The organism is Mycobacterium florentinum (genome assembly GCF_010730355.1).
Taxonomy (GTDB): Bacteria; Actinomycetota; Actinomycetes; order Mycobacteriales; family Mycobacteriaceae; genus Mycobacterium; species Mycobacterium florentinum.
On the sequence record NZ_AP022576.1, the window covers coordinates 2,022,648 to 2,047,016 of the forward strand.

Below are 24,369 nucleotides of genomic sequence, written 5' to 3' on the forward strand. Positions count from 1 at the left end.
CCTCGAGTTCCATGGACGGAGTGTAGTGCGGTAGTTCACCGCGCGAGAGAATTTATCCGAATTCGCACGTCGGCGATGACGGCCCCGGCACCTCAGCCGCGGTAGCTATCCACCTTCGCGGCGAAGTCATCGAGCAACCGAAGCGATTCGTCGAGCGGCCGGCTGGGCAACAGCAGTGCTAGCCGTTCGAAGCCCAATCCCTCGGCCGCGCGCCAATAGTCGGGGTCGGTCGGTGTGCCGAACATTGCCAGTGGCACGTCGCGTCCGCTGCCCTCGCGCATCTGATCAATGCGATGGCGTAGCCGCTCCAGCGGGAGCGGGTTCGATAGCCAACCGGCGTCGTGGCGAATCACCCGTTTGACCGTGGCATCCGAGTCGCCACCGATGAAGATCGGCGGGTGCGGTTTCTGAACCGGCTTGGGGCGCTGGTAGGAAGCGTCGAAGTCGACGTACTTGCCGTGGTACTCAGCGGGTTCGGTTGTCCACAGCGCTTTGATGGCCTCGATGCGTTCGTCGAGCAGCGCGCCGCGGGTCTTCGGGTCCGTGCCGTGATCGCGTAGCTCCTCGATGTTCCAGCCAGCACCGACGCCGAACACGAAGCGGCCGCCGGAGATCAAGTCGATGCTGGCCGCTTCCTTTGCGGTGGTGATCGGATCGCGCTGGATGAGCAGCGCGATCCCGGTGAACAACTCGATGGACGAGGTCACCGCTGCCGCTGCGGCCAGCGTCACAAACGGATCGAGTGTCCGGTAGTAGATCGAGGGCAGTTCGCCGCCCATCGGGTAGGCAGACTCCCGACTCGCCGGAATATGCGTGTGCTCGGCGATCACCAGCGAGGCGAAACCCCGCTCTTCGATCGCGCGTGCCAAGGACAACGTGTCGATGGTGTCGTCGTTGACGAACGTTGCGATTCCGAACTTCATAGTCGCCCTTATCTGTCGGCTGCCGTCTGTCGAGATGGGCAACGCGCGCAAGCACGACGCTAATCCCGATGAGGTGGCGGCGGTACCGGTGTGGCTGCCGTCGTCACACCAGCAACGGTGGCCTCCAGCGGGACGGCCTTCGCTATTGCCCGCCTCCGAGCGACAAACCTCGCCACGGGTCGATTGTCGCTGTGAGGCAGGCACATCGGGCACCACGCTAGAGAGCGACTCAGGCGAGGACTACAGCGGTTCGCCAATGTCGGGCAGTAACGCAATGTCTTGCGGCTGGCCGGGGTTGAGGGCCGAGATCTGCGGGTCGTTCCAGGTCTTGATAGTGCCCTTGTACATTGCCGCCAGCACTTTGCCGTCCAGTTTGAGGTGCTCGGTGAGGGCGGGCAGGTTGTAGCTGATGTGCGGCGCCGAAACCGCCACGACGATGTTCATCAGCCCGGGTGTGCGGTCATATCGCGCTCGGACAGGTAGGCGCCCGAGGCGCCGATGTTGACGTCGCCGCTCGCCGCTTGTGCGATTCCGGAGAGGTCCTTGGAACCGGTCTCCTATAGCGTGACCTTTGACGTCGGGGGTGCTGGGGCAATTGTCGGCGCGGGAGCCGCCGACGAACCGCTGGGTTTGCCCGACCCGCAGGCCGCCACGGCCGAGACCAGCGACACCGCAACCAACACCATGCCGTAACGAATCTTCACGCCCTCACCCTTGTTTTCAGCTCCTTGTCGTCGCTCATCTCTATCATCGGTGCATGCACAGGGCGTTATCGATCATCGCTTCCGCGGCTAACTTCCGGGGCCTGCGAGACGTTTCCACGGCATGAAGATCGCGTTCATCTTTCTCCCGCTCTACTTCGGGCTCCTTCTGGGCTTCTTCACGCACCGCTTGGCGCTAGGGCTGGTGGGTGCCTGTTGTGGGCTACTTTTCGCCGGCTTGATACAGCCGGCCTACCGTCGGTCGCGGCGCCGACTGCACACCCAGGCGAGCATCGACGAGATCGACGCGATGGACGGCGTGGAGTTTGAGGACTACGTCGCCGCACGCATGCAACACGCGGGCTGGGAGGTCAGCTTCACGCCCGCCGTGGGCGACTACGGCGTCGACCTGATCGCGCAAAAAGACGGCCAGTACGCGGCGATCCAGTGCAAGCGGTACGGAAAGGCGATCGGTGTCGCCGCCGTTCAGCAAGTGGTAGCGGGCGCGCGTCATCATGGGTGCACGCGCAGCATCGTGGTGAGCAATCAGGAGTTCACCACTGCCGCAAAGCAATTGGCCTACACCCACGGCTGCCAATTGATCGGCCGCAAGGCGCTGCAGAGCTGGGTTCCCGCGCCGATGGGAAAAACGTTGCGTGACTGAGGATCTGGATACAACGCGATCATCGACGGCCGGGAGGCCGCCACGTCCGCATCGCCATATCGAGCTGTTCGTCTTCGAGCGCGTCGACCGCCAACCGAGTCTGGTCGCTGCGACTTCGCATACCATCGAGCATGATGGCCACGTACCGTCGCCACAACTCGCCATTGATAAAGCCGGCACACTCGCCCACAAAGCCCGCCAGCAGCCCAATGATGGGCATATCGGTAGCGGACAGGTCTGACCGCAGATAACCATCTGCCTGCGCACGCTCAAGGAGTACGGAAAGCACCGGCACGAACCTTACTCGCGCCGCCTGCAACCGCCCCCCGCCGTAGGGCTTGACCGCCGGATGCGCCAGCACATTGTGATACCACGCCGGGTGCCGCCGTAGTTCGACACAACCAAAATCACACGGTCACCGTCGATGAAATAGATCAACGGTGTGGCAACGATGCCAATCCAAACCGTGAAGAACCGAAGCGCTCTCACCGTTCAGGCGTCCCACCGCTTAAGAACTCGCACCTACCTGCGCAGCGGCCCTGGTCAAAGCTTTGGGCGTCAAGAGGATTTGCTCGAAACTGTGGAACCCGCCACTCTACCAAGCATTTTGAGCCTCGCTTGACGGCGTCAAGCGGCGAAGTCGCCGACGATGGTCATTTTGTTTCCGTCTGAGGCGGTGGCGAAGCCGGCCGTGGTGTACGCGCAGTTCAGGATGATCGCACGGTGCGGAGGGCTTTGCATCCACAAGTCCAGCGCTTTGCTCGGATTCGCAGCGGACCCGGTGCCCCAGAAGACGACCTCACCGCTGTATGGGGTCCGGTAGCCCGCATCCGTGATCCGCACCTGCGGCGACGAGCCGTCCGAACCGATATGACCGTTCCCACCGTTGCGCAGCATGTCATCGGCGTGCCGTTGCGCAGCTTCGGTCAAACGCGGATCGCTACCGACCGCCCCGCACCCGTCGCGGACCCGGTTGATGCCGCCGTACAACGCGGCCCCTGGACCGTCGGCGCGCGCAGCGAAAGTCCCGGTACCGGGAGCGGTTACGAACAACGCGCCCAGCGCGAACACGACGATAACCTTGACTTTCATCGTCATCTTGCCGGTTGCCATGCATTGCTTTTCGATATTTGGCCAGCAAACGTTACCGTCTCGTGATCACGATGCGGTGGCGGGTCTTTCTGCGCTGGGGTGCAACGCATTACGGGCGACCTAATGCCCCAACGGCCTCAGCGATCGACCCCTGCGTGACCGGAGCGAACCAGCGCGTTGCCGGGAAGCAAGAACCCGGGCAGCTGGCGCTTTCGGACCGCCCGCAGCGCCCCTGAAGGGACCACCCGCTTGAAGAAAACACCGGCGTCAAACGCTGTGCGTACTTCCTTGACGTAGGAACTCGGGATGCCGAATCGGATCAGGCCTTGGCTGACGTCAACCAGGTCAGCCCGCCGAAAGGTCTCCACCAGCGCTGCGTGGGGTCGGGCCGAGCGGTATCTGGAGAGTCGATGATGTTCAGCAATGACGAGCGCCAGCTCGTCGGACCAACTCTCCCGGCCGGTCTCTTGCAACCATGCGTCCTGCGCCTCTATCGACGGCACCAGATAGTCGAGCGTGTCGAATGCGGCCAAGTCATGAAATGCCGCGGCGATCGCGAGCTTGTCGTCGAGGTCGGGCGCGGATGGAGTGAGCGCGCGGGCGAAGTTCACGATGCGGTACACGTGCGCTTTGTATGCGTCGTAGCCGGTGTTGTCGCCGCGGGCGTGCCAGCGGTGAGACTCGAGGATCTCGTCGGCCAAGGGCAAGCTGCGGAGAATCTCCGGCGTGGTCACGGCTTTGAGCGTACGTGCGGTCCTGCCGTTCTCCACTGGTCGAGCTGCCGGGAATCGAAGCCGGCGCGTTAGCGAAGCGACCACCGCCGACTCAAAACGTCCAGCTCTTTTGCGGATCGATGACGAAGCCGTGCCGCTGCGCAGTGGCGTCAAAGGCGACCAGGACGATCGCGACCCGCCCCGCGCCCGGCCGGTGACCGAAAGTCAGAACTTTGCCAAGCCTCGCGACGAAGCGAGAAGGTTGGGCGGATGACCTTTCGGCGCGAGCGCCCGGTGCTGCTGGGTCGATCTCCGAAAATTTAAGGCGAATGCCTCATGCACCGCAATCGGCCTGAGGTCGACGATTCAAGCATCGAAAGATTCGACACCGCACGCGAACCGCTGTCGTGAATCAGCAGCGCGCGCGAAAGAGTTTGGAAGGCAGTCATGTTCACCATCGAAGAACTCGCCGAAATTCCGCTCTTCTCGACGCTGAAAGAGAAAGAACTGGAATACCTGGCCGGCGCCGTCGAGGACATCCACCTTGTCGCCGGGGAGTACGTGGCCCACGAGGGCGAAGGCCGATCCCTGGCAATCGTAGTCGAAGGTAAGGCCGAACTGACGAAGCTGGTGAATGGCGTTGAGCAGGTAATTGGCGTGCGACTTCCGGGTGAAGTCGGAGGTGAGGTCCCGATGACGCTCGGCACGCCGCTGCCCGCCAGCATGCGAGCCGCCGAGCCCTCGCGCGTACTGAAAGTGACGGTCGAGGTATTCCACACGCTGGCCGCCATGGCCCCCCAGATCTCCGAAACGGTCGGTGCCGCCGCGTTGGAGCGCATCGAGATGCTCAGAAACGCCACCGCGCAGCGACGCGAACCCGCGATGTCCGTGATCGGCCCGCGCGTGGACCCGGGAGTGCATAAGTGCGACACCTTCCTGCATCGCAACCAAATTCCCTACGAACGCCTAGACCCCGACGATCCCGCGGCTGTCGCACGCACCGGAGGCAAAGCCTCCGCGTATCCGGTTGTGGCGCTGCGCGATGGCACCGAGCTGGTTGCGCCGACGATGCGCGCCGTCGCGACCGCGGCCGGGCTCACGGTCGAACCAAGCCGTGAGCAGTACGACGTGCTGATCGTGGGCGGCGGGCCGGCGGGTCTGACCGCGGCGGTCAACGGCGCCTCCGAGGGCCTGCAGACCGGACTGATCGAATCCTTCGCCCCGGGTGGGCAGGCGGGCACCTCCACCCGGATCGAGAACTACACCGGATTCCCGTTCGGCGTCTCGGGCGACGAGCTCGCGAGCCGGACGCTGCAACAAGCGAAACGGTTGGGCGCCGAGATCGTCGTGACCCGTCGGGTCGAAGGCGTCGACCCAACCGAAATGACCGTCACGCTGGACGGGGGCACCGTGCTGCGAACGAAGTCGATCATCCTCGCGATGGGCGTGGAATGGCGCCGCCTGCACGTCGATTCGATCGATCGATTCGTCGGCTCGGGTGTCTATTACGGCGCGGCACGCAGCGACGCCGCTCTTGCGCAAGGCAACGACGTGTATCTGATCGGTGCGGGCAACTCGGCCGGCCAGGCCGCGATCTTCTTCTCGCAGCACGCCCGATCGGTCACGCTCCTGGTGCGGGGCGAGTCGCTCACCGAGAGCATGTCTCAGTACCTCATCGAGCAGATCGCAACGAAAGCCAACATCCGGGTGGAAACGCGAGTCGAGGTCGTCGCCGGCCACGGCCACGAACAACTCGAGGCGATCGAGGTCACCGACCGAAGCACCGGCATCTCGTCGCGACGGGACGCGAAGGTGCTGTTCGTCCTCATCGGGGCCCAGGCGGCGACGGATTGGCTCCCGCCGCAGGTCTCGCGCGACCAGCACGGCTTCGTCTTGACCGGAACCGACGCGATGAAGGCGGGACAGTGGAACGCCGATCGCGAGCCGTTCGCCCTCGAAACCAGTGCCCCAGGGATTTTCGCGGTCGGGGACATCCGCTCCGGATCGGTGAAGCGCGTCGCCGCATCCGTGGGTGAAGGCGGCGTCGCAATCGCCCTCGTGCACCGCTGCCTTCAGTTCGCTGACTAGCTGCGCGCCGGCTAGTGGCCAGCCTCGATGGCGGCGACAGTGGCGGCCGCGTCGGGCCCACAGACGCTGCGGAGGTTGACTGTTCCGGCTGTACGCAGATCTTCGATGCGCCGCTTGAGGTCGCCAGAAGAGAGGTGGGCGTACAGGTTTGCACCCGGGCACGAGGTCGAGGCCAGGTCGCGATGGCCGGCCAGAGTGTCGGACGCGATATGAAACGTTTGGGTTGCCCAGGCGAACGCGAGTGCGGCGGAATGGAGTTGAGCTTCGGAGACGACTTCTTGGTCGAAGTCTCCTTCGCAGAGGACCAGGAAGTGGCCCGTCGTGTCGTAGTCCGTCGCGGTGTCACCGGCGATCTGTGGCGTGCGCAGTTCATAGATGTTGCCGTCGCGGTCGATGCCGACGTGATAGGCGATGTCGACCCATCCCTTTTGGTCTTGGTGGTAGCGCTGATCTTGGCGGAGCCGACCCGGGGCGTTGCGGTTGTCGCCGAGGACGACGGCCTCGTGATGCAGGGTCATGCGGGTGATGGTGTGAGGCTTGCCGCCTGGGCGGGCGGGACGAGCACCCCAGGCATCTCGACACAACATGTCGGCCGACACCGCCGCGATCGGGCGTGCAGGCGCGGGCGATGGGACTGCAGGAGCCGTCCACGGCGGGCTGGGGCGCGGGGCGGACTCAGGTGCAGGTTCCGAGCACCCGCCCAGGATCGCCGCGGCCCCCGCACCACCGACCAGCCGCAGCAGCCCTCGACGGCTGATCGGCTCGGGGCCGGAGCCGTGCCGGCCGGAAGCGACTGTGTCCACCACAAGCACCATACGAAGCGCCACGGTCGCTGAGGGCTGCAACGGCGAAACGGGACACCCGAGCATCGATGAGTCAGGGGCGACGTGCGCGGCCCAGCCGGCGTATCGGGTGGGCCAGGCTGGTCGCGATGGTTTGCCCGAGGAATCCCGTGGCATCGAAGTATTCGCGCCAGTGCGTGATCTTCCCGGCATCGAAGGTCAGCACCCCGGCCACCGGGGCGGCGGCAATGAGCGTTCCGTCGGCTCGCCTGAGGCGATCGATGCGCGCGGTATGCACGACGTCGTCGTTGCTGGCGATGCTGAGGATCTCGACGTCGATCGTCGCAAGCCCCAAGACCCGATGCGCGATGCGGAGAAAGCGCACTGCTTGACGCGGGCCGGTGAGCTTGGGAATCGGGCGTTGATCCCAGACACCTTCGCTGGCAAGCGCATTGAATGATTCGCACATCGCGTCGAACGACTCGCCCCACGCCGCGAAGAATTCGAGCGCCAGCAGCTCATGCTGATCATGCGTCGTCATGACGGACACGTGGCCATCTCCTATCCAATTTGCTAGCGATCGTTCGCCGATCGTGATGATCCTCAGTGACGCCGTCAAGCGCTCACCGATCCTCATCCTTCCTCAGTTGGCGACATCGTGGCCAACGGGGCTGGGAATCCGACATCACGATTATTTAGCACCGGTTCAATGCCGGGATGACGCACTTGAGATGCGAAGACTATTCCGATGTGAGTGCTGTCGCGTTAGGATTCTAATTTCAATTCAACAATGTGGCTTGCGGCGGAAGGGAGCGCCATGTCGTACCGGGTGCAATTGCTGTGTGCATGGGCCGGTCCGGCCACCGTGGTGGTGACCCTGCTCGGATGGCTGATCGCCGGCATCCTGCCGATCCCGCTGGGATCGTCGAGCAGCACCCAGGAGGTCGTCAGCTTCTACGGCCACGACACGCGCGTGCTGAGCGGGCTGGTCATCGCGCAACTCGGCATCTGCCTGGTCTTTCCACTGATCGGCTTGATCGGCTATTTCCTGCTGCGCATCGAGGGCCGACGGCCGATCTTGACTTTCGTGCAACTGGTCACGGGAGCAGCAACGGGCGTACTGCTGCTGCTCCCCATGTTGTTGATGGCCGTGATCTCGTTTCGGCCCTATCGCAATCCCGAAATCACGGTGACGCTCAACGACATCGCGTGGCTGGTGTTCCTCACCCCGATCGCGCCGTTCATCATCCAGAACGTCGTCATCGGGATCGCCATCCTCAGCGATCGGGCGCAGACCCTGCCGCGCTGGGTCGGCTACTTGAACTTCTGGATTGCGGCTTCATTCCTCCCCGACGTCCTGGCCTTCTTTTTCCACAGCGGCCCGTTGTCGTGGCGCGGAGTCCTGGTGTTCTGGCTAGCCCTAACGACTTACAGCGTTTTTCTCATCGGCATGGGGCTGGTCATGCGATCCGCGATATTGCGATCCGCTAGCGCAGCGGACCCAACCACCCTGGGGGCCAACGCATGACAGTCGAAACCGACCAACATCGTTCCACCCGTCCGCCGTTCGACCCGGTCAGCATCTCGCCGGTCAGCTTCTGGCAACGCACCGCCGAAGAACGCGAACCACATTTCAAGATCCTGCGCGACGAGCGCCCACTCAGCTGGCATCCTCCCCTTGAAGGCACACTGATCCCCGCGCCGGTTGACGGGGTCTGGGCGATTACCCGCAATGAGGACATCGCCTACGTCAGCAAGCATCCGGAGATCTTCTCGTCAGCCCAAGGGGTGCAGATCGAGGCTGTCCCCGACGACATCCTCGATGCCGCCGAATCGTTTCTGGGCATGGACGGCGCGAGGCACTCAAGCCTGCGACGGCTGATCAGTTCGGTGTTCACGCCGCGACAGGTGGCAGCGATTCAGGACCAGGTCACCCAGCAGGCCGTCAAAATTGTCGACGACCTCCTCGGCACCAGCGAAGGCGATTTCGTCGAGCAGGTGTCCAAGCCATTGCCGATGTGGACGATCTACGAAATGGTCGGTCTTCCCGCCGAGCGGCGCGACGAAGCGGCCCTGCACGCCGACGGCATGGTGTCCTGGGCCGACGCCGACGTCGCTGCCGGGCGCGAACCTGGTGCGGTGGTTACTGATTCGCTCGTGGGGCTTCTCACGCTCGGCCTTGAACTGGCCGAGGAACGGCGCGCGCATCCCGAGAACGACTTGATGTCGCGACTGGTGGAGGCCGAGGTCGAGGGCCGGTGTCTCACCGACGACGAACTGGGCGCTTTCTTTGTCCTTCTCTCCGTTGCCGGCAACGACACCACCCGCAACACGATGACGCTGACCACGATGGCCCTGCAGCAATACCCCGAGCAACGCCAACTGCTGGTCGACGACTTCGACGGCCGTATCAAATGCGCCATCGAGGAGTTTGTTCGTTGGGCGACCCCGGTGATGACGTTCCGCCGCACCGTCATCCAGGACACCGAGCTACACGGCCAGCGAATCAGCGAGGGCGACTGGGTCGTCATGATGTATTCGTCGGGCAACCGTGACGAACGAGTCTTCACCGACCCGAATGTCTTTGACATCCAACGCAAACCGAACCCCCACGTCGCGTTCGGCGGAGGCGGACCGCACTACTGTATGGGCGCATTTCTGGCGAAGATGCAACTGGAAGCCTTCTTCCGCGAACTGATCTTCCGCGCCCCGACGCTGCGCGTCGGTCAGCCCGAATACCTCACCGGGAATTTCGTGCGCGCCGTCAAATCCCTTCCCTACACTCTCGGCTGACCGGCGCCACCGCGTGCCTAGCGGCTACCAATTGCTCGGCGAGTAATCCTTCAGGAAGCAGCCGCGCAGGTCTTCGCCGGCCTCCCCGCGCACGATGGGGTCGTACACGCGGGCGGCGCCGTCGACCAGGTCGAGCGGGGCGTGAAAACCCTCCTCCGCGAGCCGCAGCTTCGTCGGGTGTGGACGTTCGTCGGTGATCCAGCCCGTATCGACAGCGGTCATCAGAATGCCGTCGCGCTCTAGCATTTCGCCGGCGCTGGTGCGAGTGAGCATGTTCAGCGCGGCCTTCGCCATGTTGGTGTGCGGATGGCCCGGGCCCTTGTATTTGCGGCTGAACTGCCCCTCCATCGCGGACACGTTCACGACGTACTTGCGGCGGGCGGCCGATGCGGCCATTGCCGGGCGCAGCCGGCTCACCAGAATGAATGGCGCGGTCTGGTTGCACAGCTGAACCTCGAGCAGTTCCATCGGGTCGACCTCGTGCACGTGTTGGGTCCAACTGTTGATGGACGCAGTGTCGGGCAGCAGGCCACCGGCGTCGATGGCGGTGCCCGCCGCGATCCGATCCGGCGATGCGCTTCGCGCGGCGAGGGCCAATTCGGTTACGGCGTGCGGAGTTTGGTGCTCCGCGAGGCTTCCGGCAAGTGCCGCGGGATGGGCGTCGCTGACGCGGTCGAACGTGACCACGTCGACGAGTTCCGGCGCCGGGGTGCGCTCCGCCTCGACGAGCGCCGAGTAGGAGCCGGGAGCTCGGCGCACCGTTTGGGCGGCGTTGTTGATCAGGATGTCGAGCGGACCTTGCCCGGCGACGGTGTCCGCGAGCGCGACCGCCTGAGCCGGGTCGCGCAGGTCGATGCCCACGACGTGTAGCCGGTGCAGCCAGTCGGCACTGTCAGGCATCGTGGCGAAGCGGCGCACGGCGTCGTTCGGAAACCGGGTGGTGATGGTCGTATCGGCCCCGTCGCGCAGCAGCCGCAGCGCGATGTACATGCCGATCTTGGCGCGGCCACCAGTGAGCAGGGCACGCCTACCGGTGAGGTCGGTGCGCGCGTCGCGCTTGGCGCGGTTGAGCGCGGCACACTCCGGGCAGAGCTGGTGGTAAAAGGCGTCTACGACGGTGTAGTGGTTCTTGCAGATGTAGCAGGCGCGGGACCGGCGCAACGTGCCGGCGGAAGCGCCAACCGCCGTGGACACCAACGGCAGGCCCTGAGTCTCGTCATCGATGCGCCCGGGCGCGCCGGTCGCGGTCGCGGCGACGACGGCGCGGTCGGCGGCCGCGATTTCGTCGCGCTTGGCATTGCGGCGGGCCTTCTTGACTGACTTGAAGATGCCCGCCGTGGCCCGGCGCACCGTGACGGCATCGGGATGCTCGGGCGGCAACGACTCGATATCGGCCAGCACCTGCAGGCATATGTCGAGCTTGTCCGGGTCGATCGCGTTCACGTAGGAAGGGTACGGCGTCACTCCCGCAAGTCGCGTATTGCTCGGCTTCCGCGGTCGGAGGTCACCCGACGACGGTGAGGACGCCGATCGAAGCGGCGGTAGATTGCCTGGGTGACCGATGACCGGGTTTCTGTTCAGATCAGCGCCAGCGGTGTAGCCGATGTAACGATGGTTCGCGCCAGCAGGCACAACGCGCTCGACCAGCCGATGTTCGAAGGATTGATCAAGGCCGCCGAGCAGGTGGCCGCCGATGCAACTGTGCGCGCCGTGGTCCTTCACGGTGAGGGTAAAAGCTTCTGTTCGGGGCTGGACGTCGCCAGTTTCATGGCGGGAAGCGCAGGCACCGGTGTCCTGCTTTCCCGCGACGAAGGCCGGCTGGCGAATTTCGCTCAACGGGTGGCCTACGACTGGTCGCTGGTGCCGTCCCCGGTGATCGCCGCGATTCACGGCAACTGCTTTGGCGGCGGTCTGCAGATCGCACTCGGCGCCGACATTCGGATCGCGGCACCGGACTCGAAGCTGTCCATCATGGAGATCAAATGGGGACTCGTGCCGGATATGGGAATCACGCAATCACTGCCGCGGCTGCTACCGATCGACGTCGCCAAGGAATTGACGTTCAGCGGGCGAATCGTCTCCGGTAGTGAGGGATTAGCGCTTGGGTTGGTGACACGCACCGCAGAGGATCCGCTGGCTGCGGCGTTGGAATTGGCCGCGGAGATCGCCGCAAAGTCCCCCGACGCCGTCCGCGCCGCCAAGCGGCTCTATGACCAGACCTGGCCCGGAAACGACCCCGCGGGCGCGCTGATCTTGGAATCCGAGCTGCAATCTGGGCTGATCGGTTCGCCCAACCAGATCGCGGCGGTCACCGCCGGAATGTCCGGAGAGCCACCGGTTTTCACCGATCCAACGTCGTGAACTGCTTTCCACTGCACGCTCGATGAGGTCGAGGACTGCTCGCCGTTCCTGCAACACTTGTTATCCCCCTTCGCAGTTGCGAGCGGAACCCCCTACATGCGGCCGCCGGAGTTTGCGTCGATCCAGTCGGCGTATCGAGTAGTGAAAATGGTGGCGTTCGCATCGGGTGCGAGGGTGTGATCGTCGATCACCGCGCCGAAGTATGGCGCCCGGGCGTCAGTGAGGACCCGACGTTGATCACCATTGGCGGCAAGGCCCATGCGGACAAAGTCGTCCATTCCCATCGCTTCGGGTCCTGCGATCTCCGTTACTTCGTTGGTCGGACGCCCGACAGCCGCGCCGGCCACGGCGGTGGCGACATCGTCGGCGGCGATCGGACGGAACAGCGCGTGTGGCAGCCTGACGAAGTCTCCGTCTGTCGCGGAATCGGCTAAGCCGATGGCGAATTCGTAGAACGGAGTTGCTCGCACGATCGAATATGGCTGGCCCGAATCTGTGATCAGGTTTTCCTGGGCCGCTTTCGCGGTGTTGTAGCCGCTATCCGGCATGATCTGCGCGCCCACTACCGACAACGCGACATGGTGTTTGACTCCCGCTTCCCGTTCAGCGGAAAGAAGATTCCTGGTCGTGGTTGTGAAGAAATGCATCACGGGCTCATCGTCGAACAATGGTGAATCGGCGACGTCAACCAGGACATCCGCCCCGGCGACGGCGTCGGAGAGGCCTTCACCGGTGAGTGAATCGACACCTGATCGGCGTGAAGTGGCGACCACGTCATGTCCCTGCGCACAGAGCTTGGTCGCTACTTTCGAGCCGATAAGCCCGCTACCGCCAATGACTACGACCTTCATGTTGAACCTTTCAGAGTTGCGTTTGACTGGTCATTCAAACTCATCCAGCCCCACCGACTTTGCTTGGGTATGAAGGGATTTCAATCCCCACGGTTCATCGTCAATAGGTTCACCGGGGAATTTCAAGTCGAAGCGTCTGCACAGTTCGGGGACACTGTCGACATCCATCTCCAGTTCGTACCGCGCACAGAGTTCATCCAGGGTCTCTGTCGAGATCTTATCTATGCCGCCGAGGTCAGACAGCTCGTCGAAGAACTGCTCAAATCCCGCGGGGGAAATAATCTCCAGGATCCGGGCGGGTTCATCGCCCGCGTTCCAGAATGTGTGCCACTGGCCTCGCGGCTTGAAAATGAAGTCGCCGGACCCACCGTAGAGCACCTCGTCGCCAAGCAGCGCGCCCACGCGTCCGTCGATGACCCAGCTGTACTCATCTTCGTTGTGGTGGCGATGAAGCGGTGCGGCTAGTGCGCGGGGTGACATCGGATGCTCGAGGACCGAGACGCGTCCTTGTGTCTGAGCCCAATCGACGATGTGGCGGACACCTATCGTCCCATTGAACACCGACTTTCCTTCCGTGCGGCCGACAGACTTAGCCGGCGGGCCGCCCGGCCTCAAGATATCGATCGTCACTGCAGCCCTTCCTTCTCGTTATCAGTTATCCAGCACGCCAAGGTATTTCAGTCCTGCTTCAGTTGCGTCCGGCCACGAAGCCGCCGTCGACGTTGAGAATCGCGCCGGTGACCCAGCTGGCCGCATCGGAGAGCAGATAGGTGACGGCGTTGGCGACGTCGGCAGGGGTGCCGACCCGCCCCAGGGGATGAAGCGGCGCGAAAGTGTCGAGTGTGGCGTCGATCTCGTCCTTGGGGACCCAACGCTCGAGCGCGGGGGTCTTGACGGCGGCCGGCGCCACCGCGTTGACGCGGATCTTGTGCCCGGCCAGCTCGATGGCGAGGTTATGGGTGAGCGCATGCAGCCCGGCTTTTTGCATCGAGTGCCCGCACGATGGGGTCACGCCCACGGCCTGATGTGCCCACATGCTGCCGATGTTGACGATGGCGCCGCCCTCACCCTTGGCGATCATTCCGCCAATGACGGTCTGCGTCAGGAAGAACAAGGCATAGTTGAGCTCCATGTACGAGTCGTAGAACTGTTCGTCGTACTCGAGAAACGGCTTCGGGATGAAGAATCCGGCCGCATTGACGAGGAGCGTCGCGTCACTGTGATGCTCGGAAAGCGCGCGCTGGATATCCGCGACCGCGGCGCGATACGTCAGCTCGGCGGCGATGCCCCAGCCTTCACCACCGCGGCGCTTCAGCTCAGCGACGGTGTCGTCGACACGCGCTTTCGAGCGTCCGACGATCACCGCGGTCCCGCCGTGATCGACGACGTCGATGGCGACCTGCCGGCCGATGCCGGCACTGCCGCCGACAACAACAACCTTCTGGGCCTCAAAATGCATTCGGGCAGCCTTCCTGGTTCTCCTGACGGCTCCGACCGCCGTCCTTCGCAGCTACAACGCGCGATGTCCGCAGCCGGGGCCAGCGGCCCCACAAACGGGGGTGACAATCCCGCGATGTCTGGTCGTACTGAGACTGCGGCCAAGCGGGGTGAGCTGTCATCACCCGAACGACCTGTTCACCCGGGTGATTAGCACATCTCCGCGAATCCGGGCGTGGATGGATGAGGCTGTGCCATCGGCAATTTGCGCTTACGTCAAATGTGTCCGCTAACTCGGCGTCGTTCTCAAATCAGCACCGATTTCTAGGGCCAAGGCGCGTACCCTGACCTTTATGGTTAAGGCCAAGACCAAGATCAAGACCTGCGTGCATTGCGGCCACACATTCGACGCGAGCGGCCGACAGCGTGACCTGTCCGATCCCGACTGGCATCCGCACGCATCAAACTATTGTTCGCATGAGTGCAGTGACCAGTTCTATTGCGATCTGTCGCATAACTGCTCGACCCACGTGAAAGAAAAGGCTCGACGCGAAGCCGCCAAGGCGCGCCAAACGTAAATCTTTGCGTCCCAGTTCGATGCACGCGTCGGCGTGCGGTACCGGATGCTACGGCTACGGCTCCGCGGGGACAGCATGCCGCGGCTGGTGTAAGAGTGCTCGAACCAGCGGACGCGGCCCGATGGACCGAAGCATCTGGCTGGCCGGGCGGACCCGTACCCGCTTCGGCCACCAGAACCAGCGTCCCATCACCGTCATGATCGAAGGCGTGATCAGCGTTCGGACGACGAAGGTATCGAACATCAGGCCGAGTCCGATCGTCGTGCCGAACTGGCCGATCGCCCGGAGATCGCTGGTGATCATCGTGGCCATGGTGACGGCGAACACGAGACCGGCCGCGGTCACCACCGGGCCGGTGAGACCCATCCCGCGGATGAGTCCCGTTTTCAGGCCGGCTCCGATCTCTTCTTCGATTCGAGACACCAACATCAAGTTGTAGTCCGACCCCACCGCCAAAAGCACGATAAGTGCGAATTCGGTTGCTACCCAGTGCAACTGGAAATTGAGAAGGTGCTGCCAGATCAGTGTCGAGAACCCGAAGGCAGCCCCCAGCGACATCACGATCGTGCCGACGATGACGCCCGCCGCGACCAAAGCACGGGTGACGATCACCATGATGATGAAGATGAGCACGATCGAGGCGATCCCGGCGATCAGCAGGTCGTACTTAGCGCCGTTGGCAATGTCGTAAAACGTTGCGGCCGTGCCGCCGAGGTAGATGTCGGCATTCTGCAGCGAAGTGAGTTTCAGTGCCTCCTTGGCCGCATTACGCTCCTTATCGACGGACGAAATTCCTTCCGTCGTCGCCGGATCCACCGAGTGAGTGATGATGAAGCGAGCAGCCTTGCCGTCGGGCGACACCATCAAGCTCAGCCCCAGTTGGAAGTCCGGGTTCTGGAAGATTTCGGGCGGCAGGTAGAACAGGCTCTCGATCTGAGAGTCGTTGAAGGACTTACCCATCACGGCGTTCGTGTCGGTCAGCCGGTCGAACTGATCGACCAGGTTGTCGAACGTGCTGTAGATGGTCAGAGTCGTATCGCGGATCGCCTTTGTGACGGCGATATTCTCAGGGATGATCGCCAGCAATTCGCGCGTCGCGGTAGCCGTGTTGTTGAGGTCGCTGGTCAGGGCGTGGAACTTTTCGGCCAGTTGATCGAAACCGTCGAGGGCGTCGAACAGGCTTCGCAGCGACCAGCACATGGGGATGTCGTAGCAGTGCTTCTCCCAGTAGAAGTAGCTGCGAATCGGTCTCCAGAAGTCGTCGAAATCCGCGATGTGGTCCCGGATTTCGTCCGTGATGGCCGCCGTCTCTCCCGTGGTTTTCGAGCTGTGGTCCGCGGCGTCCGCGAGCTTCTGGGTCACCGCGTACTGGCGCTCCAACAGGGTGATCTGGGTGTCGAGGAAGCCGGTGATCTTCTTGATGTCGCCGACACGGTCCTTGAGGTAGTTCAGGTTGCTGCGGATGGGCGCGGTTTGCACACTGAGCTGGAACGGAACTGATCCATCTTGGATCGGCGGTCCAAGAGGTCTGGTGATGCTCTGCACCCGTTCGATGCCGGGCACCCGGAAGATGGCTCCGGCAATCTTGTCCAGGACCAGCATGTCGGTCGGATTGCGCAGGTCGTGGTCCGATTCGATCATCATCAGGTCAGGGTTCAGCCGGGCCTGGGTGAAGTGTCGATCGGCCGCGTCGTACGCCTGAACCGAGGACGCACTCTTCGGTAGGTAGTACAAGTCGTTGTAGCGCGGGTTGAAGCCCGACAATCCCAGGGCGCCGACAATCGCCATGATGACGGAGGTGGCGAGGATGGGTGCCGGCCACCGCACGATGGCCGTCGCCAGTCGGCGCCACCGGGTGTAGTTGAACTTTCGCTTCGGATCGAATAGACCGAAGCCGCTCGCGAACGCGATCAACGCCGGCGTCAGGGTCACCCCGGCGACCACCACCACCAGCAGACCGATTGCGCACGGATACGCCAGCGAACTGAAGTAGGGCAGCCGAGTGAAATGCAGACACGCCAGCGCCCCGACGATCGTCAAACCCGAACCCAGCACCACCTTGGTGACCCCGGCGAAGGTGTCGTAGTAGGCGGCTTCGCGGTCTAGTCCCCGCTCACGACCCTCCTGATAGCGGCCCACCATGAATATCGCGTAGTCGGTGCCGGCCGCGATGGCCAATGCGGTTAGCAGGTTGACGGCAAAGGTCGACAGCCCCATGATGCCGGTGTCGCCCAGCAGCGCTACCACGCCTCGGCCGGTGGCCAGTCCGACGAACAGAATCACCATCGTCAGCAGCACAGTGCCGATGGACCGATAAACGAACATCAGCATGATCGCGATGATGATGATGGTGATGATCGTCATCTTGAACAGGCTCGCGTTACCCACGACGATCGTGTCGTCGGTCAGGGCTCCCTGACCTGCGACGTAGGCCTTCACCCCCGGCGGCGGCTTCGAGTCCGCAACGATCTGGCGAACCGAGTCAACCGATTTGTCGCCGACGGCGCCGCCCTGGTCGCCGCGCAGGTTGACCTGGACGTAGGCGGACTTATGGTCATAGCTCTCCACACCCGAGGCCGTGAATCGCTGCCCCCAGAAATTCAGCGCATGCTCGACGTGCTTGGTGTCCTGCCGCAGCTTCTTGACCAGCTCGTCGTAATACCGGTGAGCGTCTGGACCGAGAGGCTGGTCACCGACCAGGGTCACCAGGACGAGGTTGTCGGAGTCGTACTCCTTGAATTTCTCCCCGATGTGCTTCATCCCGGTCACCGAGGGCGCGTCGGAGGGCGAGAGCGGCACCGAGACGTCCTCGGCCACCTTCTCCAACTGTGGGACGAAGATGTTGACGCCGACCGCGATCAGCAGCCAGATCACGATGATCGGCAGTGCCAGGATGCGAATGGTGTGGGCGATACGCGGTTTGCGTTCAACTTCGGTGCGCGGCGCGACAGGGATCTCGTCCGTGTCGCTCGCGTCGCTCGTGTTGTCCGTCATGCGGACTTGTCCAAGCAGGAAACCTGCGCGTTGCGGGTGTTGACCTGCCGTTCATCGACCAATTTGCCGTCGACGGTGATTCGGCAACTGATCGTGGGGCCGTCACCCTGGGCGACCACGTAGGCGAAGATGCCGGGCATCTCCGCGACGATCGTCTGGGACCACGGCAACGTGGTGAAGTTGGCTTTCTGCGGTTGTGCCTCGGCATCCATCCAGTTGACGACGCCGGTGGTCCCCGCTGGTCCCAGGATTTCGTAGACAGCGGTCTTCGCCGCGTAAGGCGGGGTCGCGTCGCGGGGATCGGGCTTGGGCAGGCCGGGCCCTGGGAAGACGCCGTGGAGCCGGTCCACCGCGACGCCGCCGATGATCACTGCCACGGCCACGACCAGCGGAACCCACGCACGCTTGAGAAGTGTTAACACCGCGCCCCCCGGTTAGCAGTGCTCGTTGGACTGATATTAAGGCATTTCGTCGCGTGCGCCACCGCTACGCAAACGCCGTTGCGGTCGGGTTGATTCCCGCGCTGACCGCCAGATCGATCGTCGAGTGTGCGCATGATTACTCCGGAGCAGACGATTCGGTCGCCGCGGAGGGGCTGCTCGTCAGGGCGGGTTGCACACCGGGACGGTCGCGGCACAACGCCGCGATGTCGCATGGCACCGGTTGGTAGCCGGCAGGGGGATTGGTGATCGACAACGCGGCGCACAACGCGCCCAGGGCGAATAGTGTTGCGCTCACCCCTAATACGTGGGCGAATCCGGTGGCGCTCGCCGTGCCGACGCTGATCAGGCCGATGGAGCCGATCGCGATCAGCGTGGCCAGCCGCGAGACGGCGTTGTTGATCGCCGAGGCCAGGCCGCTGTATTCGGTCGGCACCGAGGCCAGCGTCACCGACATCAGCGGTGTGATGGTCGCGACCAGCCCGATGGCCAGCACGGTCATCCCGGGGAGCAAGTCGGTGATCGCGTGGAATCCCCTGGGCTTCGGGCGGATCAGCAGTAGCCCGATCCCGGCCACCGCGGGACCGGCGATCAGGAACGCGCGTGGTCCCACCCGCGCGGCGATGCGGCCGACATGCCGGGCGAACACGAACGACATCGCCGGGATCGGCAGGGTGGCCAGTCCCGCTGCGGTGGCCGAGTAGCCGCCGATCTCCTGGGTGTAGAGGGCAATCGCCATCGATCCCAGCGTCAACCCGCCGTAGACGAACGCTGTGACCAGGTTGGCGGCACCGAAGTTGCGAAAGGCGAACAGCGGCAACGGAAGCATCGGCTGCCTGCTGCGGCGCTGCCAGCCGACGAAGCCCGCCAGTGCGGCCAGCCCCACCACCAGCGGTGTCAGGATCATCGGGTCGGTCCAGCCGTCGCGTTGCGACTCGATCAACGCGTAGACGGTCGCGGCCAGCCCGACCGCCGACAGGCCCACCCCGGCGGTATCGACACGGGCCCCTTCGAGCCGCCCCGACATCGGGCACAGCCAGAACGTCAGCGCATACCCGACCGCCATCGGGATTGCCGACAGCACGAAAATCCAACGCCAGCCGAGGAAATCGACGCACAGTCCGCCCAGCAGTGGGCCCAACGCGAAGGCGATTCCCGTCCACCCGGTCCAGACGCCGATCGCGGCGGACTGGCGTGCCTTGTCGAACACCGTGCTGATCAGCGCCAGCGAGCCCGGCACCAGGAACGCCGCGCCGAGGCCCTGGATCAGACGCGCGGTGATCAGCATCGCCGGTGAGGTGGCAGCCGCCGCCAGAACCGAGCCCACCCCGAAAGCCAACAACCCGAACCGCATCACCGGAACGCGTCCGAACAGATCCGAAATGGACCCGCCCGGCAGAATCGCGGCCGCCATCGCCAACAGGTACCCGTCGACGATCCATTGCTGCAACGCCAGGCCGCCGCCGAGGTCGTGCACGGTGGCCGGCAAAGCCAGGTTGATCACGGTGGAGTCGAGGAACGCGACCATCGACACCATCACCGCGACCACCATCGCGCGGCTGGTCGGAGCCACGTCGCGCAACGTCATTGCGAGGGCCGTTCGGCACGCGGCGGCGACTGAGCGCCAGACGCGGTGCAAGCGTTGGTCATCGGCGTCTCCTCAGAGCACCTCGATCATGTCGGCAGGATGGCGACTACTTCGACTTCCAGGCGCAGGTTGGGCCAGACCAGCCCGTCGATGATGGAGAGCATCGCGGCGGGCTGGTGCTGGATGATCTCTGGGAACAGGGCCAGGTAGGCGGGCAGATCGTCGCGGCTGGTGAGCCATTGGCGCACGCTGACGATGTCGGTGAGCGTGGCGCCGGCCTTGCCGAGCGCGTTTTCGACATTGGCCCAGCACAGCCGGGCCTCGTCGGTGAAGTCCTCGGGCGGGGTGCCGTCCTCGCGCAGCCCGGGTGTTCCGGAGACGAAAATCTGTGTGCTGCTTCCGGATACGGTGACGGCGTCGGCGTATCCGGGAGCGATGTGAGCTCCCACTCCGGTGAGGATCGGGGTAATGGTGGTCATCTCGAGACTCCTTGGTGATGTTGGGATTTCGGTGTGAGAGGGCAGATGTCTTTCGCGACGCTCACTCCGCGGGGCTCGTCGCCCGCGACGACTCGCGCGAGGGCGGCGGCGGCCTGATCCAGGCCGCACGACCGCGGGGACGGCATGCTCAACCGGCCGGAGTCGAGTAGCGCGGTCAGGCGGCCGAGTTGGGCGCCGTCGGATCGGACGTAGACCGCGGTGACGGCGATGCCGCGGGTGGATGCGGACGGGTCGGGGGTGATGGTGGCCAGCCGGGCGCCGTCGTCGAGCGCGGTCATCGCCGCGGCAGCACCCCCAGGTGCGGCGTTGGCGACGGCGTCGATGCGGCCCTTCGCCAACGCCCTTGCATGGAGTGGCCACATCGGGTCGCGGTAGTCGATCACGTCGCGAGCGCCATACCCGCGGACTCGGTCGGCGCTGCCGGGGCCGGCGGTGGCGAGCACATCGACGCCGCGCAGGACGGCCAGCTGGACGATCAGCCCGCCCGTGATTCCGCCCGCGCCATGAACGAGCAACGTCTCGCCACCGTGCAGGGCCAACGCCTCGCAAACCACCTGCTCGGCCGTCAACGCCGGCACCGGAAAGATCGCCGCGATCTGCCACGTAACCCCGGCCGGTTTGCGAGCGAGCGACCCGACGGGCGCGATCAGCAAGGGCGCCCAGGTGCCTTGGTCGCGCAGCGGCACGGGGTGGCACAGCACCTCGTCGCCAACACCGAATCCGCCCGGCTGGGCGCCGACGGCCTTGATGACCCCGGCCGCCTCGACGCCGAGCGCCAGCGGCGGCCTCGCGCCGACATCCCAACCGCCCGTCCGAATGATGTTGTCCCAGTTACCCACCCCGGCACCACGAACGTAGATGAGGACTTCGTCGGCCGCCGGCGGTCGCGGCTCGTCCACTTCGAAGGTCTCCACTCTGCCGCCGAGCATGCGGACCCCCGCTACCCGCATGGTCATGGACTCCTCCTGCTATGTCGTATCGCGGCAAGGGATTTCGCGTCGCTACCGCGGCGGCTCGTCGTCCGTGGTCAGCGGGCCGTCTCCGGTGTCGACCAGGAAGACCGCGAGCAATTCAGCGGGTTCGGTGGCGCTGGCATTTTCACTGACCGTGTGGTGCGCGCCCGGGGCTTCACTCCACGTCTCACCGGCGTGATAGACGCGTGCCGGCTCACCTTCGAGTTGGCTGCGGATCGCTCCGGAGATCACGTACGCCATGATGAACGCCGAGTTCGCGTGGTGGTGTGCACCGCTTTTACCTCCGGGCGGGTAGCTGACGGTGACCGCTTCAAGTGACTTGCCCGGAACATTGGTGGGTTGATTGAAAACTGGTCGGACAACCGGGCTTTGATCCGAATTCTGTGGCGCCGGCGCGGCGTGGGCCGCGGGCGCGAGCAGCACCGCAAGTGCCAGTGCGGCGAGCGGTATTTTCAGCGCCATCACTTGGCTGCTCCTTTTCAGTCTTCGGCCACGCGCAGGATCGTCTTGCCGGGGATGCGCTTGCCCGGAGCGAACGCGGCGGCAGCTTCGGCGAGTGGCAACACGGCGCCCACCACTGGTTTGAGGCGTCCATCCCGCACCCGCGCGGCGAGATCGGCGAGCCGGGCGCGATCGGGTTCGACAAGGAAGAAAAGTGCCCGCCCGTCGTACGGCCGGTTCTTCGGCGGCTCGGCGATGGTGACGAGCGTTCCGCCGGCCCGCACCAGATCAGCCGACCGGGCGAGGACGTCTCCGCCGATCACGTCGAACACCACGTCGACTTCACCTACATCCTCTAGCTTTTCGGCGTCCAAGTCGACGAAGGCGTGGGCGCCGAGCTCCAACGCCTGGGCTCGGTCCGCGGCCCGGCCGGTGCCGATGACACGCGCACCGACCTCGCGAGCCAGCTGCGCTGCGATCGACCCGACCCCACCGACGACGCCGTGGATCAGGACTGTCTGTCCAGCCGCGAGACGGCCGTGGTCGAACAGGGCTTGCCACGCGGTTAATCCGGAGATCGGCAGCGCCGCGGCCACCGTGTGGTCAATGTCGACTGGCAGCGGTGCGAGATTGCGGGCGTCCACAGCGGTGTACTCGGCCAGCGAACCGTTGCGAGCCCAGTCGGCGAGCCCGAACACCCGCTGACCCACGCTCAACCCGGTCGTGCCGTACCCCAACTCGGCCACGACCCCGGACAGTTCGTGGCCGGGGACGCTCGGCGTCCGGTCACGACCCGCGTGGTCGATCCAGGTGTGCGGCCAGTCAAGCTCTCCGCGGGTGAAACCCGCGGCGTGTACCCGCACGATGACGTCGTTGTCGGCCGCTTGCGGGTAAGGAAGCTCCGTCAGCGAGAAGCCGGCGACGCCGGCGTCATGATCTGAAACAGTGATGGCTCGCATTACAGGTCCTTTCTGATGTGAGTTGTTGTCGTCGGGTCGGCCGCGGGCTGCGGTTGTACGCTGACGAGCTCGAGGCCTAGCTCGCGGACCAGGTCGAGAAGTCCATAAAGCTGTGACTGGTCGCGGATTTCACCGGTGAACACGGTTTCATTCGCGCCGGCCTCGAGGCGCATCCCTTCAAATGCGCATCCGAGCCGGTCGGTCAAGCGGCCTTGAATGCACATCCGGTACGTCGTCGGCTGCATTTGTCCTCCGCTCGCGAACTGCTGAACCAGCATTTATCGTCGCGAGATGAGTCGTCATCACCCGGCGAGCTAATTCACCCGGGTGAGTACAACGCATCACTGGGCGGATCGGCACGCAGCAGGGATTTACCTGGCAACGCCAAGAAATCCAGCTTCGAAAACCTTAGGTTTCTTGGCTATCCGGTTGCTTCGCGGATGTAGCGGCCAATCTGGCGCAGCGAGCGGATGGCTTCGGGGATCAGCGGCGCGGCGAATTGGAACACATGGATTTGGCCCGGCCACACCTGCACTTCGACTGGCACGCCTGCGGTGGCCAGTCGTTGGGCCGCCAGCTGTGCGTCGTGGAGCAGCACCTCACTACCGGACACATGGATCAACGTGGGTGGAAGGCCGGGTTCGATGTGATCGAGTGGCTCGTAGAGCGCATCGGGATGCCCAGTGGCGTCGCGGTGTGCTGCGGCGCGGGTGATCAAGCGGTGGAAGGCGTCGAAGGCTCTGGGCGCAAACATCGCATCCGAGCCGATGTTGGGGTGGGTCGTCTTGGGTTGTGTGGCCAGTTGCAGCAGCGGTGACATGGCCACCAGCGCCGCCGGTTGCTCATCGCACTCGAGCAGGCGTTGGGCCAGCGCCAGCGCCAGGTAGCCGCCGGCGGAATCGCCGGCCAGCACGATCTGGTCGGGTTGATAACCTTTTCGGCGCAACCATCGGTAGCCGTCGTAGCAGTCGTCGATCGCGTCGCTGATCGAATGTTGCGGAATCTTACGGTAATTGGGTACCAGCACAGGGCTGTCGGCGAACCTGGACAGCGTGCTCACCAGCCGGCCATGCGAGTAGGCGCCGCAGGTGAGGAAGGCCCCGCCATGCAGATACAGCACGACCCGGCGGGTGCCGTCGGCCGGTAGCACTCCGGCGGCGCGGATTAGCTGCGCGGTGCAATGCGCCAGCGCGATGCCGGCGCGCACCGTGCCCGGTGGCGGCGTGACGGCGCGGGCGGCGATCTCGACGACGCCCCAGGGCCACGGCGCCGAGGGCAGGTAGCTGCCCACACTCAAGGTGGGCCGGATCATCAGGCGGGCGCTCAGCCAGGCGATGCGACCGGCCATGCTCGGACCGTCCTGGACGACGTCGACGACGGCGCCCGCGCGGTATGAGTGCCGCCGAGCTTTTCGTGCCCCGGCTGCTCTTAGACCGGGGCGCGGTGAACCCCACACCGTGGCGGGTGCGCTCATGTCAATACTTCCGGAC

27 protein-coding genes are annotated in these 24,369 nt (G+C 64.4%); 7 read left to right on the top strand and 20 right to left on the bottom strand.

The annotated features are described in order from the left end of the window. Positions 1-92 precede the first annotated feature (92 nt). On the bottom strand, positions 93-923 hold the full coding sequence (locus G6N55_RS09405) for an LLM class F420-dependent oxidoreductase (protein ID WP_085225953.1): 831 nt from the start codon (positions 921-923) through the stop codon (positions 93-95). A 240-nt stretch (positions 924-1,163) separates the two neighbouring features. Then, positions 1,164-1,367, bottom strand: a complete 204-nt coding sequence (locus G6N55_RS30315) for a hypothetical protein (RefSeq protein ID WP_179968136.1) — start codon at positions 1,365-1,367, stop codon at positions 1,164-1,166. 120 nt (positions 1,368-1,487) lie between these two features. On the opposite strand from G6N55_RS30315, the gene G6N55_RS30320 reads away from it, so the two are divergent. Beyond that, on the top strand, positions 1,488-1,616 hold the full coding sequence (locus G6N55_RS30320) for a hypothetical protein (protein ID WP_372517566.1): 129 nt from the start codon (positions 1,488-1,490) through the stop codon (positions 1,614-1,616). 132 nt (positions 1,617-1,748) lie between these two features. Then, a complete protein-coding gene (locus tag G6N55_RS09415; RefSeq protein WP_085225952.1) occupies positions 1,749-2,288 on the top strand; it encodes a restriction endonuclease in 540 nt (179 codons plus the stop codon). Positions 2,289-2,307: 19 nt separating this feature from the next. Here G6N55_RS09415 and G6N55_RS29465 read toward each other — a convergent pair whose 3' ends face one another. The 3 genes from G6N55_RS29465 to G6N55_RS09430 all read right to left on the bottom strand — a co-directional run bounded on the left by G6N55_RS29465 (position 2,308) and on the right by G6N55_RS09430 (position 4,114). Further along, a complete protein-coding gene (locus tag G6N55_RS29465; protein ID WP_085225950.1) occupies positions 2,308-2,649 on the bottom strand; it encodes a hypothetical protein in 342 nt (113 codons plus the stop codon). 266 nt (positions 2,650-2,915) lie between these two features. Continuing rightward, positions 2,916-3,386, bottom strand: coding sequence for a CAP domain-containing protein (locus G6N55_RS09425; RefSeq protein WP_179968176.1), 471 nt, complete (start codon positions 3,384-3,386; stop codon positions 2,916-2,918). Positions 3,387-3,517: 131 nt separating this feature from the next. Continuing rightward, positions 3,518-4,114 carry an HD family phosphohydrolase gene (locus tag G6N55_RS09430; protein ID WP_085227014.1) on the bottom strand — a complete coding sequence of 199 codons (597 nt, stop codon included), beginning with the start codon at positions 4,112-4,114 and terminating at the stop codon, positions 3,518-3,520. 426 nt (positions 4,115-4,540) lie between these two features. Between G6N55_RS09430 and G6N55_RS09435 the strand changes: the two genes are divergently transcribed. Further along, positions 4,541-6,181: an FAD-dependent oxidoreductase gene (locus tag G6N55_RS09435; protein WP_085225948.1), complete on the top strand. Its 1,641-nt coding sequence runs from the start codon at positions 4,541-4,543 to the stop codon at positions 6,179-6,181. A gap of 11 nt (positions 6,182-6,192) precedes the next feature. Here the strand turns inward: G6N55_RS09435 and G6N55_RS29735 are convergent, their stop codons facing one another. Together G6N55_RS29735 and G6N55_RS09445 are read right to left on the bottom strand one after the other, a co-directional pair. Continuing rightward, positions 6,193-6,699 carry an N-acetylmuramoyl-L-alanine amidase gene (locus G6N55_RS29735; protein WP_232078956.1) on the bottom strand — a complete coding sequence of 169 codons (507 nt, stop codon included), beginning with the start codon at positions 6,697-6,699 and terminating at the stop codon, positions 6,193-6,195. 358 nt (positions 6,700-7,057) lie between these two features. Further along, a complete protein-coding gene (locus tag G6N55_RS09445) occupies positions 7,058-7,504 on the bottom strand; it encodes a limonene-1,2-epoxide hydrolase family protein (RefSeq protein ID WP_085225944.1) in 447 nt (148 codons plus the stop codon). A 276-nt stretch (positions 7,505-7,780) separates the two neighbouring features. Between G6N55_RS09445 and G6N55_RS09450 the strand changes: the two genes are divergently transcribed. Continuing rightward, on the top strand, positions 7,781-8,491 hold the full coding sequence (locus G6N55_RS09450) for a hypothetical protein (RefSeq protein ID WP_232078957.1): 711 nt from the start codon (positions 7,781-7,783) through the stop codon (positions 8,489-8,491). Then, positions 8,488-9,756: a cytochrome P450 gene (locus G6N55_RS09455; protein ID WP_085225942.1), complete on the top strand. Its 1,269-nt coding sequence runs from the start codon at positions 8,488-8,490 to the stop codon at positions 9,754-9,756. The genes G6N55_RS09450 and G6N55_RS09455 overlap by 4 nt, the downstream gene beginning before the upstream one ends. Before the next feature lie 24 nt (positions 9,757-9,780). On the opposite strand, the gene G6N55_RS09460 is transcribed toward G6N55_RS09455, so the two are convergent. Further along, positions 9,781-11,199, bottom strand: a complete 1,419-nt coding sequence (locus tag G6N55_RS09460) for an SDR family oxidoreductase (RefSeq protein WP_085227010.1) — start codon at positions 11,197-11,199, stop codon at positions 9,781-9,783. A gap of 111 nt (positions 11,200-11,310) precedes the next feature. On the opposite strand from G6N55_RS09460, the gene G6N55_RS09465 reads away from it, so the two are divergent. Beyond that, positions 11,311-12,117 (top strand): crotonase/enoyl-CoA hydratase family protein, encoded by an 807-nt coding sequence (locus G6N55_RS09465; RefSeq protein WP_085225940.1) that lies wholly within the window; start codon positions 11,311-11,313, stop codon positions 12,115-12,117. Positions 12,118-12,209: 92 nt separating this feature from the next. On the opposite strand, the gene G6N55_RS09470 is transcribed toward G6N55_RS09465, so the two are convergent. Genes G6N55_RS09470 through G6N55_RS09480 form a run of 3 tightly spaced genes read right to left on the bottom strand, consistent with a single transcriptional unit; the run spans position 12,210 to position 14,427 of the window. Further along, positions 12,210-12,968: an SDR family oxidoreductase gene (locus G6N55_RS09470; RefSeq protein ID WP_085225938.1), complete on the bottom strand. Its 759-nt coding sequence runs from the start codon at positions 12,966-12,968 to the stop codon at positions 12,210-12,212. Positions 12,969-12,998: 30 nt separating this feature from the next. After that, a complete protein-coding gene (locus tag G6N55_RS09475) occupies positions 12,999-13,598 on the bottom strand; it encodes a cupin domain-containing protein (protein WP_232078958.1) in 600 nt (199 codons plus the stop codon). Positions 13,599-13,656: 58 nt separating this feature from the next. Further along, a complete protein-coding gene (locus G6N55_RS09480) occupies positions 13,657-14,427 on the bottom strand; it encodes an SDR family NAD(P)-dependent oxidoreductase (RefSeq protein ID WP_085225936.1) in 771 nt (256 codons plus the stop codon). 331 nt (positions 14,428-14,758) lie between these two features. Between G6N55_RS09480 and G6N55_RS09485 the strand changes: the two genes are divergently transcribed. After that, entirely contained in the window at positions 14,759-14,983 is a 225-nt protein-coding gene (locus tag G6N55_RS09485) for a ferric uptake regulation protein (protein WP_085225934.1), read from the top strand. A gap of 54 nt (positions 14,984-15,037) precedes the next feature. Here G6N55_RS09485 and G6N55_RS09490 read toward each other — a convergent pair whose 3' ends face one another. The 9 genes from G6N55_RS09490 to G6N55_RS09530 form a co-directional block, all read right to left on the bottom strand. Next, positions 15,038-17,977 (bottom strand): MMPL/RND family transporter, encoded by a 2,940-nt coding sequence (locus tag G6N55_RS09490; protein ID WP_085225932.1) that lies wholly within the window; start codon positions 17,975-17,977, stop codon positions 15,038-15,040. Continuing rightward, positions 17,974-18,399 carry an MmpS family transport accessory protein gene (locus G6N55_RS09495; protein ID WP_085225930.1) on the bottom strand — a complete coding sequence of 142 codons (426 nt, stop codon included), beginning with the start codon at positions 18,397-18,399 and terminating at the stop codon, positions 17,974-17,976. Before G6N55_RS09495 ends, G6N55_RS09490 begins: the two co-directional genes overlap by 4 nt. Before the next feature lie 136 nt (positions 18,400-18,535). Continuing rightward, entirely contained in the window at positions 18,536-20,005 is a 1,470-nt protein-coding gene (locus G6N55_RS09500; RefSeq protein ID WP_085225928.1) for an MFS transporter, read from the bottom strand. 86 nt (positions 20,006-20,091) lie between these two features. After that, a complete protein-coding gene (locus G6N55_RS09505) occupies positions 20,092-20,484 on the bottom strand; it encodes a RidA family protein (protein WP_085225926.1) in 393 nt (130 codons plus the stop codon). Continuing rightward, entirely contained in the window at positions 20,481-21,461 is a 981-nt protein-coding gene (locus tag G6N55_RS09510; protein ID WP_085225924.1) for an NADP-dependent oxidoreductase, read from the bottom strand. Before G6N55_RS09510 ends, G6N55_RS09505 begins: the two co-directional genes overlap by 4 nt. 45 nt (positions 21,462-21,506) lie before the next feature. Beyond that, positions 21,507-21,941 carry a cupin domain-containing protein gene (locus tag G6N55_RS09515; RefSeq protein ID WP_085225922.1) on the bottom strand — a complete coding sequence of 145 codons (435 nt, stop codon included), beginning with the start codon at positions 21,939-21,941 and terminating at the stop codon, positions 21,507-21,509. A gap of 17 nt (positions 21,942-21,958) precedes the next feature. Then, positions 21,959-22,879, bottom strand: coding sequence for an NADP-dependent oxidoreductase (locus tag G6N55_RS09520; protein WP_085225920.1), 921 nt, complete (start codon positions 22,877-22,879; stop codon positions 21,959-21,961). Further along, the gene (locus G6N55_RS09525) at positions 22,879-23,124 is read right to left on the bottom strand and encodes a hypothetical protein (RefSeq protein ID WP_232078959.1); all 246 of its coding nucleotides are present in this window, start codon (positions 23,122-23,124) and stop codon (positions 22,879-22,881) included. The genes G6N55_RS09520 and G6N55_RS09525 overlap by 1 nt, the downstream gene beginning before the upstream one ends. A 176-nt stretch (positions 23,125-23,300) precedes the next feature. Next, positions 23,301-24,353, bottom strand: coding sequence for an alpha/beta hydrolase fold domain-containing protein (locus G6N55_RS09530; RefSeq protein ID WP_085225918.1), 1,053 nt, complete (start codon positions 24,351-24,353; stop codon positions 23,301-23,303). Between the last annotated feature and the right edge of the window lie 16 nt (positions 24,354-24,369).